This is a genomic window from Mycobacterium sp. E3247 (genome assembly GCF_001667785.1).
Classification (GTDB): Bacteria; Actinomycetota; Actinomycetes; order Mycobacteriales; family Mycobacteriaceae; genus Mycobacterium.
In genome coordinates this window covers 1-704 of record NZ_LZJG01000027.1, presented here as the reverse complement: position 1 = coordinate 704, position 704 = coordinate 1, and the positions used below count along the sequence as shown (strand labels likewise).

The 704-nt window shown below is 62.8% G+C and carries 1 protein-coding gene; it reads right to left on the bottom strand.

The window, feature by feature from the left end:
• Nucleotides 1-44: 44 nt before the first annotated feature.
• Nucleotides 45-704 (bottom strand): sensor domain-containing protein (locus tag A9X04_RS01110; protein ID WP_156764167.1); only part of this gene is annotated, 660 nt, incomplete at its 5' end.

Sequence of the window (704 nt, the reverse complement as noted above, 5' to 3'; positions counted from 1 at the left end):
TACTCCTCCCGGATCCTGCACAAAGTATTCCGATTCTCCCGGGTCTATCCGGGGATCTTCTCCGACATCTTGTCCAGAACTGTCGCGGTGGCCGGAGCGCCATTGCCGTATTGGCACACCTGCGCAGTGATGATCACATTGTTCTTCGCGCGCGCCACGTTGGGGCAGATCCAACCGGTGGGCTTCCCGTCCTCCAGTTCCGTTCCCGTCCACCGCACTCCCGTATCGGTCGCGTCGGTCTTCTGGAATCTCCATCGATATTTGCCGCTCAGGTGGATGACGGCATTGCTGCACGCATCGAGACGCTTGGCAAAAGCGTCGCCAAGCAACACCGTCGCTGCTTTGGAATCGACAACCGTCGCAACGGCTTGACGGACCGCATGCTCGTACGTGTCCTTGTCCTCTTTGTAGAGATTGCTCCGCCACGCGGTGTAAGCCACCCCCACCGAGTACGTGTCCGGCGCGATCAGCGGCTCGCACTGCGGGTTACCCTCGTCGACGAAGGCGGCCACGGGCGGGGAGGTCGCGCCGGGCGGAGGTTTGGACGCCCAGTTTAGTTTCGCACCGACAATCTCGTTAATCAGGTCTGGCGCCAAGATCAGCGAATCGATGGCGTCGGCGAGGGTGCGACCGAGGTGGCGTTGTGGCCGCCGCCCTGCCCGCCGCCACACCCAACCGCCAACGCGACCACTACAGCCCCGAGC